Origin of the sequence: Actinoplanes sp. NPDC089786 (assembly GCF_040684855.1) — a bacterium.
Taxonomy (GTDB): domain Bacteria; phylum Actinomycetota; class Actinomycetes; order Mycobacteriales; family Micromonosporaceae; genus Actinoplanes.
This window is the reverse complement of record NZ_JBFBGU010000019.1, coordinates 89,139-97,876: the sequence shown is the minus strand read 5'-3', so window position 1 is coordinate 97,876 and position 8,738 is coordinate 89,139. Positions and strand designations below refer to the sequence as shown.

The 8,738-nt window shown below is 73.0% G+C and carries 8 protein-coding genes; 6 read left to right on the top strand and 2 right to left on the bottom strand.

The window, feature by feature from the left end:
• The first annotated feature begins 81 nt into the window (after positions 1 to 81).
• Entirely contained in the window at positions 82 to 603 is a 522-nt protein-coding gene (locus tag AB0O15_RS36495) for a hypothetical protein (RefSeq protein ID WP_364328665.1), read from the top strand.
• Between the two features lie 8 nt (positions 604 to 611).
• On the opposite strand, the gene AB0O15_RS36490 is transcribed toward AB0O15_RS36495, so the two are convergent.
• Positions 612 to 1,280 (bottom strand): TetR/AcrR family transcriptional regulator C-terminal domain-containing protein, encoded by a 669-nt coding sequence (locus tag AB0O15_RS36490; RefSeq protein ID WP_364328662.1) that lies wholly within the window; start codon positions 1,278 to 1,280, stop codon positions 612 to 614.
• Positions 1,281 to 1,364: 84 nt separating this feature from the next.
• On the opposite strand from AB0O15_RS36490, the gene AB0O15_RS36485 reads away from it, so the two are divergent.
• The 4 genes from AB0O15_RS36485 (at position 1,365) to AB0O15_RS36470 (ending at position 6,370) form a co-directional block, all read left to right on the top strand.
• On the top strand, positions 1,365 to 1,820 hold the full coding sequence (locus tag AB0O15_RS36485; RefSeq protein WP_364328659.1) for a nitroreductase family deazaflavin-dependent oxidoreductase: 456 nt from the start codon (positions 1,365 to 1,367) through the stop codon (positions 1,818 to 1,820).
• 347 nt (positions 1,821 to 2,167) lie between these two features.
• A complete protein-coding gene (locus tag AB0O15_RS36480; RefSeq protein ID WP_364328656.1) occupies positions 2,168 to 4,396 on the top strand; it encodes a tetratricopeptide repeat protein in 2,229 nt (742 codons plus the stop codon).
• Positions 4,397 to 4,405: 9 nt separating this feature from the next.
• Positions 4,406 to 5,950, top strand: coding sequence for a helicase HerA-like domain-containing protein (locus AB0O15_RS36475; RefSeq protein ID WP_364328654.1), 1,545 nt, complete (start codon positions 4,406 to 4,408; stop codon positions 5,948 to 5,950).
• A gap of 42 nt (positions 5,951 to 5,992) precedes the next feature.
• Positions 5,993 to 6,370 (top strand): hypothetical protein, encoded by a 378-nt coding sequence (locus tag AB0O15_RS36470; RefSeq protein ID WP_364328652.1) that lies wholly within the window; start codon positions 5,993 to 5,995, stop codon positions 6,368 to 6,370.
• Positions 6,371 to 6,462: 92 nt separating this feature from the next.
• Here AB0O15_RS36470 and AB0O15_RS36465 read toward each other — a convergent pair whose 3' ends face one another.
• On the bottom strand, positions 6,463 to 7,467 hold the full coding sequence (locus tag AB0O15_RS36465) for a magnesium transporter CorA family protein (RefSeq protein ID WP_364328649.1): 1,005 nt from the start codon (positions 7,465 to 7,467) through the stop codon (positions 6,463 to 6,465).
• Between the two features lie 83 nt (positions 7,468 to 7,550).
• On the opposite strand from AB0O15_RS36465, the gene AB0O15_RS36460 reads away from it, so the two are divergent.
• Positions 7,551 to 8,606 carry an aldo/keto reductase gene (locus AB0O15_RS36460; RefSeq protein ID WP_364328646.1) on the top strand — a complete coding sequence of 352 codons (1,056 nt, stop codon included), beginning with the start codon at positions 7,551 to 7,553 and terminating at the stop codon, positions 8,604 to 8,606.
• Positions 8,607 to 8,738: the final 132 nt, after the last annotated feature.

The following is an 8,738-nucleotide window of genomic DNA, read 5'->3' as shown; positions in this document are numbered from 1 at the left end:
ACTGCCCGTGCGGTCCATCCGCCCCAACTCGTCCGTGACCGTCCGGCTTTTGCCCACCACCCCCGCTTAGAGGAGTCGATCGTGACGCTGCACCGCACCGGACTGGTCCTTGCTTCCCTGACAATGCTGTTCGGCGCGGCGGCCTGCGGCGGCGGCGACCAGGCGCCCACGACCGGCGGCCGGGGCGGCCCGGGCGGCGAGGGGATGAACGCGTACTTCGAGTGCCTGCAGAAAAACGGTGTCACGATCACCCGGCCGTCCGGTGATGCCCGGCCCTCCCGCGACGCGCGGCCGTCCGGTGAGCCCCGGCCCTCCGGCCAGCCTCGGCCGGGTGGCGGCGGCTTCGGGGGCAAGCCCGAGGGGGTCGACGACGCCACCTGGGAGAAGGCGCAGGCGGCGTGCGCGTCGGTGCGGCCGAGCTTCGGGCCGGGCAGCGGCGGCAACGGGCGAGGCGGGCGCGGCCAGATGTCCCCGGCGTACCGGAACTGCCTGCAGGAGAACGGCGCGACGCTCGGTGAGGGTTCGCCAGCGCCGGACGACGCGGCCCTGACGAAGGCCCGCGAGGCGTGCAAGGCGCTCGCCCCGACGCCCCAGCCCTCCTGAGGCCAGGCCTACAACCCGGCCCGGCGGCGTTCCAGGCCGTCGAGCAGCACGTCCAGGGCGAAGGCGAACTCGATGTCGTCGTCGCAGCCGCCCAGCGGGCCGTCGTGCGACACCGCGGCGGCCAGCTCGGCGATGTGGGGCATGGTGGCCTCGAACTGCTCCGGTGGTGGCGCCGCCGCGGCCGGGGTGTCGTCGAAGAGGTCCTGGCTGAAGCCGAGGATGCGGCTGCCCAGCAGGTGGATGGCGTGGTGGCCGAGGTCGATCGAGCAGCCGCCGCGCCGCATCACGCCCAGCACCCGCTCGATGTGCAGCATCACCGCCGGCGACGGATCCTGTCGCTGTTCGAGGACGCGGGCCGCCCACGGGTGCCGGGCCATCGCCTGCCGGGCCGCCATGATCAGCGCGCGGAGCTCCTCGGTCCAGGGCGCGTCGGTGGGGGCCGGCGGCTCGATCTCGGCGACCACGGCGTCGGTCATCGCGGTGAGCAGGGCGTTCTTGTCCGGCAGGTGGTAGTAGATCGACATCGCGTCGACCCCGAGCTGCTGGGCCAGCCGGCGCATGCTCAGGCCGTCGAGGCCCTCGCGGTCGGCCAGGTCGACGGCCGCCGTGACGATGCTTTCCCGGCTGAGCCGGGAGTTGGCGCGGGCGGCGGACCCGGAGGCGGAACGTCGTGGCACCTCGCGAGCTTACTTTCTTCCTCTTCCCTCGCGTGGCGCGTGTGCCCTACGGTGTAGACCTACACCGTAGAACAAGGAGACGCCATGGTCAGCACGCTGCCGCCACGATGGTTCATCCGCACCGCCTGGGTCGCGCACAAGGCGCTGCTCGGCCTCACCAGGGACCGGCTGGGTCTGTCCACCCCGACCAAGGACGGCAGGTTCGGGATGCTCCGGCTGCACACCGTCGGCCGGCGGTCGGGCAAGCCGCGGGCGGTCGTGCTCGGCTACATCGAGGACGGCGAGAACCTGGTCACCCTGGCCATGAACGGCTGGGCGCGGCCCGACCCGGGCTGGTGGCTCAACCTCCAGGCGCGGCCGGAGGCGACGGTCGACCTGGCCGGCGGCCGGCGCGTGGTCCACGCCCGCGAGGCCACCGGCGCCGACCGCGAGCGCCTGTGGGCGACCCTGCGGGGCTCCTCCGGGTACGGCGAACTGGACGCGCTCGCCGCCAGGCGAGGCCGGGAGACGGCCGTGGTGCTGCTGGGGCCGCCGGCGTGATCGCGGGGGGTGGGCGTGATCGCGGGGGGTGGGAGCAGCCGCGCCGGCCGGAACGGGGGGACAGACGCGGCGCGGCTGCTCGACTCGGCGCACGACGCCCGGCCGTGCCCGCCCAGGGCCCCGTTCGACCAGGGCGACGTCATCCCCCCGTTCTGGCGCACGCGCGCGCACCTGACGACGTCGAACCCCAGTGGCCGGGCGGGCACGACCGAGTTCCGGGTTCTACTTTCGCCAATGAACCCCCGCACCGGCCAGGAAACCGACCGGCAGTTGACCGGCAGTTGCGAAACGCTCCGAAGCCGTAGGCTGACAGGTTCACGGGGGAACGGAACGGCGGAGGTGGATGGGTGTTCGGCCGATCGGTGGCGGAACTCCGGCGAGAAGCAGGGCTCACCCAGGAAGAACTGGCCGCCAGAACCGGAATCAGCGTGCGCGGGATCCGCGATCTCGAGGCGGGGCGGGTGGCCCGGCCCCGGGTCAGCACGGTACGCCTGCTGGCCGACGCGTTCCGCCTGAGGGGCGCCGGCCGCGAGCGGTTCCTGCGCTCGGCCGACGCCGAGGCCCCGGCCCGCGGGCCACGGCAGCTGCCGCTCGACATCGCCGACTTCTCCGGCCGCTCCGGCGAGCTGTCCCGGTTGGACGACGTGGTCGGCGGCTCCGGCGACCGGCCCGCCACCGTGGTGCTGTCCGCGGTGGCCGGGATGGCCGGGGTCGGCAAGACTGCGCTGGCCCTGCACTGGGCCCACCGGGTCCGCGACGACTACCCGGACGGCCAGCTCTACGTGAACCTGCGCGGCTTCGACGCCGCCGAGTCGGTGGCCGATCCGTCCGATGTGCTGCGTGCGTTCCTCCAGGCGCTGGACGTGCCGCCGGGCCGGGTCCCGGGCACCCTCGACGAGCGGGCCGCCCTCTACCGCACCGTGCTCGGCGACAAGCGGGTGCTCGTGGTCCTCGACAACGCCCGCGACGAGGAGCAGGTGCGCCCGCTGCTGCCCGCGGCCGGCGGCTGCGCGGTCGTGGTGACCAGCCGCGACCGGATGGCCGGGCTGGTCGCCGCCCAGGGCGCCCGGCCGGTGATGCTCGACGTGCTGTCCGAGGCGGAGGCGTACGCGCTGCTCACCGCTCGGGCCGGCGCCGCCCGGGTGGCGGCCGAGCCGGACGCGGCGGCCGAGATCATCGCGTACACGGCCCGGCTGCCGCTGGCCCTGACCATCGCCGCGGCCCGCATCGCCACCCACCCCGGGTTCCCGCTGTCCACCTTCGCGGCCGAGCTGCGGGCGCCGGCCGGGCCGCTCGACGCGCTGGCCGACGGCGACGTGCGGCGCGTCTTCAGCTGGTCCTATCTGGCCTGCTCGAAGGAGGCGCGGCGGCTGTTCCGGCTGCTCGGGCTCCACCCCGGGCCCGACCTGACGGTGACCGCCGCGGCCGCGCTGGCCGACCTGCCCGAGGCCGAGGCGGCGCCGCTGCTGGCCGAGCTGACCCGGCTCCATCTGCTGGCCCAGCATCGGCCCGGCCGCTTCGCGTTCCACGACCTGCTCCGGGCGTACGCGAGCGAACTGGCGCGCAGCGCCGAGGACCCCGACGACCTGACCGCGGCCCGGCTCCGCATGTACGACCACTACCTGCGGCTCGCGTGCGCGGCGGGGGACGCGCTCCAGCCGCAGTGGCTCAAGGTTCCGATGCCGGCCGCGACCGCCGCCCCGCCGATGACCCAGGCCGAGGCGACAGCCTGGTTCACCGAGGAAGACCGGGTGCTGCCCGGCATCCTGCGGGACGCCGCCGACACCGGGGCCGACGCCTACCCGTGGCGGCTGGCGGCGTACCTCGTCTGTTTCTACGCGCCCGGCGCCCGCTGGTCCGAGAGCGGGCCGCTGCAACGGCTGGCGCTCGGCTCCGCGACCCGCTCCGGCGACCTCCTCGGCCAGGCCACCGCCCGCCGCCTGCTGGCCCGCGCCGACTCCCGCACCGGGCGGCTGGCCGAGGCCGACGAGGGCATGCGCACCGCCCGCGACCTCTACGCCGGCCTGGGCGACCTGCTCGGCGAGGCGCAGGCCGAACACAACCTGAGCGAGATCTGCCTGCAGTCCGACCGGCCGGCCGACGCGATCGGGCACTCCCGGCGGGCGGTCGAGCTCTACCGCCGGGCCGGCTACCGCGCCGGCCTGGCCCGGGCGTTGAACGCGGTCGGCTGGGTCGCGGCGAACATGGGCGACTACGACGAGACCATCGTCAACTGCCGCGAGGCGCTGGCCATCCAGGAGGCCGGCGGCGACCTGAACGGCCAGGCCGCGACCACCGACAGCCTGGCCGTGGCGTACGAGGCGCGGGGCGAGGTCGCGCTGGCCGCCACCATGTACGAGCGGTCGGCCGCGCTGTTCCACGCCTCCGGCGACCGCTTCCACGAGGCCGAGGTGCTCAGCCACGCCGGCGCCGCCCACCACGACCTGGGCCACGCCGACGAGGCCGGCCGCTGCTGGCAGGAGGCGCTCGACATCTACCGCGAGATCGGCTCGCACGCCGCCGAGGAGGTGGAACGCAACCTGGCCAGGCTTCGCGCCGGCCGCTCCAGGCGTTAGGTTGCTGCCATGGCGGACATCGACATTCCGGCCGAGGTACGCGCGGGTTACGCGTTCACCGGTCCGGCCCTGGAACTCGGCGCGCTGGTGGGCCCGGACGGCGCCGGCGACCCGACGGCCAAGGTGCGCATCCCGCTCGCCATGGTCAACCGGCACGGGCTGGTGGCCGGCGCGACCGGCACCGGCAAGACCAAGACGCTCCAGGGCCTGGCCGAGCAGCTGTCGGCGGCCGGCGTCCCGGTGTTCCTGGCCGACATCAAGGGCGACCTGTCCGGCATGGCCGCGCCCGGTGGGGCCAACGACAAGATCAGTTCCAGGGCCAAGGACATCGGGTACGACTGGAGCCCGGCCTCGTACCCCGTGGAACTCTTCGCCCTCGGCGGCCACGGCACCGGCGTGCCGGTCCGCGCGACCATCACCTCGTTCGGTCCGCTGCTGCTGTCCCGGGTGCTGGGCCTCAACGACGTCCAGGAGTCCAGCCTGGGCCTGGTCTTCCACTTCGCCGACAAGCAGGCGCTGCCGCTGCTCGACCTGGCCGACCTGCGCGCCGTCATCCAACACCTGACCTCGTCGGCCGGCGCGGCCGAACTGGCCGAGCTGGGCGGGCTCTCCAAGGCCACCGCCGGGGTGATCCTGCGTGAGCTGATCGCGTTCGCCGACGCCGGCGCCGAGGACTTCTTCGGCGAGACCGAGTTCGACACCCGCGACTTCATGCGCGTGGCCCCCGACGGCCGCGGCGTGGTCAGCATCCTCGAGCTGCCCAGCCTGCAGAACCGCCCCGAGCTGTTCGCCACGTTCCTGATGTGGTTCCTGGCCGACCTGTTCCAGGACCTGCCCGAGGTCGGCGACGTCGACCAGCCCAAGCTGGTGTTCTTCTTCGACGAGGCCCACCTGCTGTTCAAGGACGCGTCCAAGGAGTTCCTGAGCGCGATCACCCAGACCGTCCGGCTGATCCGCTCCAAGGGCGTCGGCATCTTCTTCGTCACCCAGACCCCCAAGGACGTGCACGGCGACGTGCTGGCCCAGCTCGGCAACCGGGTCCAGCACGCCCTGCGGGCCTACACCCCCGAGGACGCCAAGGCCCTCAAGGCGACCGTCTCGACCTTCCCCAGGTCCGGGTACGACCTGGCCGAGGTGCTCACCAAGCTCGGCACCGGCGAGGCGATCGTGACCGTGCTGTCCGAGCGGGGCGCCCCCACCCCGGTGGCGTGGACCCGGCTGCCTCCGCCGCGCTCCCTGATGGCCCAGGTCGACCCGTCCGTGGCGACCGGCATCGTCTCCGGGTCGGCGCTGAACGCCCGCTACGCCGCCCGCATCGACCGCGAGTCGGCCTACGAGCTGCTCCTGGCCAAGGTGGCCGTCCCGCCACCGGCCGCCCCTCCGGCGGCTCCGGCTCCGGCTCCGGCTCCGGCTCCTCCGAAGAAGGCCGACAAGTCGTTCCTGGAGAAGGCGCTCAGCAACGCGACGGTCCGCAACGCCCTCAAGACCGCCGCCACGGCCGCCGGCCGCGAGATCGTCCGCTCGATCTTCGGAGCCGCCAAACGCCGTCGCTAGGCGGGGCAGCGGTCCGGGCGGGCACGGGCCATACTCGTCGCCGTGTTCAGCTTCGATCATGACGGTGACGGACGGCGGGCGCCCGGGGTCATTCAGGCCTTGGCGATCCTGCTGGTCGTCGGCGGCGCGTTGTCAGTGTTGTTCTCGATCGCGGGGCTGGTGTCCGGGGCGTGGCTGGCCGGGGTGTCCCTGCTGCTCGGGGTGCTCTACCTGGTGCTCGCCCGGGCCGTCCAGCGCGCCCGGCCCTGGGCGCGGCCGACGATTCTGGTCCTCTCCATGGCCGGGGTGGCGCAGAGCGTCTACCAGCTCGTCACCGGTGACCTGGCCACCGCGATCGGTGGGCTGGTCTGGCCGGTGGTCTACGCGCTGCTGGTGAATGCCGCGGCGGCACGGGCGTGGTTCCGGGGTTCTCGAGGGTGACCACGCACGCCGGTGGAGCGGAGCGACCCTCGGCGGGAGCGACGGTCGGCGCCACCCACCCCGCTACGACCTCCAGAATTTGATGGTGATCGTCAGAGCCAGTTCTTCTTCTTGAAGGTGTAGATGAGCGAACCGGCCGCGCCCAGCATCAGGACCGCGCTCGCCACCACCCCCACCCAGGTGCCCGAGGACGGGTACGGCACGTTCTGGCCGAAATAGCCGGTCACCGCCGTCGGCACCGCGATGATCGCCGCCCACGCCGCCAGTTTCTTGGTGATGTCGTTGAGGGCGTTGCTCTGCTCGTTGAGGTCGGCGTCGAGCAGGCCGTTGATGCGTTCGCGGGCCATCTCGGTGGTCTCCGCGGCGTGCTGGGCGTGGTCCTGCACGTCGCGCAGGTAGGGCTTGAGTTGGTCGGAAAGCCGCAGGTGGGCGCCGATGTCGAGGAGCTCGGCGACGATGCCGGGCATGGGGGCGACGCCGCGCTGGAGCATGGCCAGGGTGCGCCGCAGCTCGAAGCCCTTGGCCCGCACCGCGCGGGGCGCGCCGCCCTCCTCGAGCAGGGTGTCCTCGACGCCGTCCATCGCCCGGTCGAGCTTCTGGGCGCCGTCCAGCTGGGCGTCCATCACCACGTCGAGCAGGCCGTAGACCAGGAAGGCGACGCCGCTGTCGGCGCCGAGCGTCTCGGCGTCGAGGTCCCAGCGGGCGGTCAGCGCGGCCAGGTCGCCCGGCTGCTTGTGCACGGTGATCAGCGCGTTCTCCAGGATGAAGGCGCTGATCTCGGTCTTGCGCAGCGACGGCGGGGCGGTCTGCACCCGAACCTGGTAGAGGTTGAGGAACAGGTGCTCCGGGTAGCGGTCGAGCTTGGGGCGCTCGTGGTCCTGGACGGCGTCCTCGACGGCCAGCGGGTGCAGCCCGAAGATCTTCTGCGCCTCGGCCAGGTCGGGCGCCTCGGGGTCGAGCAGGTCCAGCCAGAGCACCGCGCCGGGGTGCTCGCGCAGCAGGTCGGGGATGCGCTCCGGCGGGAAGCCCTCCTCGACCACCTTGCCGGCCTGGTAGAGCCGGGTGGTGGCGGGCGGGCCGGAAGTCGTGGTGGTCACACCTGAAGTCTTACCCGGTTCGGTGGACAGTGGCTCGGCGGAGGGTAAGGGTTCAGGGAGAAGACGAAAGGGTGTGGGAACACATGCAGTATCGGCAACTGGGACGATCCGGTCTCCGGGTCTCGACGTTCACGCTCGGCACGATGGGGTTCGGCGGCACCGGGTTCGCCGCCAACGTCGGCAAGATCGACGTGGCCGGGGCGCGCGAGCAGATCGCGGTGGCCAAGGACTTCGGCGTCAACCTGATCGACACCGCCGACGTCTACTCGACCGGCTGGTCCGAGGAGATCCTGGGCGAGGCGCTCGGCGACAAGCGCGACGACTGGCTGGTCGCCACCAAGGTGCGGATGCCGATGGGTGACGGCCCGAACGACGCCGGCCTGTCCCGTCACCACGTCATCCGCGCGGCCGAGGCCAGCCTGCGCCGGCTCAAGACCGACTACATCGACCTCTACCAGGTGCACGAGTGGGACGGTCACACCCCGCTCGAGGAGACCCTGGGCGCGCTGAACGACCTGGTCCGCAGCGGCAAGGTGCGCTACATCGGCTGTTCCAACTTCGCCGCGTGGCAGCTGATGAAGGCGCTCGCGGTCAGCGACGCCCGCCACCTGGAGCGGTTCGTCAGCCAGCAGATGTTCTACAGCCTGCAGAACCGGGACATCGAGGCCGAGCACATCCCGCTGACCGTCGACCAGGGCCTCGGCGTGCTGGTCTGGAGCCCGCTGGCCGGCGGCCTGCTCTCCGGCAAGTACCGCCGCGGCGTCGACGCGCCGGAAGGCAGCCGCCATCTCACCGACTGGGACGAGCCGCCGGTCCACGACGAGGACAAGCTCTACGACACGATCGAGAAGGCCGTCCAGATCGGCGAGGCCCATGGCGTGTCCGCGGCCCGGGTGTCGCTGGCCTGGCTGCTCAGCAAGCCCGGCGTCACGTCCCTGATCGTCGGCGCGCGCACGCCCGAGCAGCTCCGCGACAGCCTGGCCGCGGCCGACCTCGAGCTGACCGCCGACGAGGTGGCCGCCCTCGACGACGTCAGCGGTTCGCCGCTCCGCTACCCGTTCTGGCACCAGCGCAACACCAGCGCCGACCGGTTGAGCCCGGCCGACCTCACCCAGATCGCGCCGTTCCTCGACAAGTAGATCCACGATGTCGCACCTGGGTGGGTGGTGCTGACCGCAGCTCCCGCCGAGGCCGGGTGCGCGGCTCCAAGGCCGCGGGGCGGCCAGAACAGAGCCGCGCACCCTTCATTCCGCGTGCGTGGTCACCCTAGA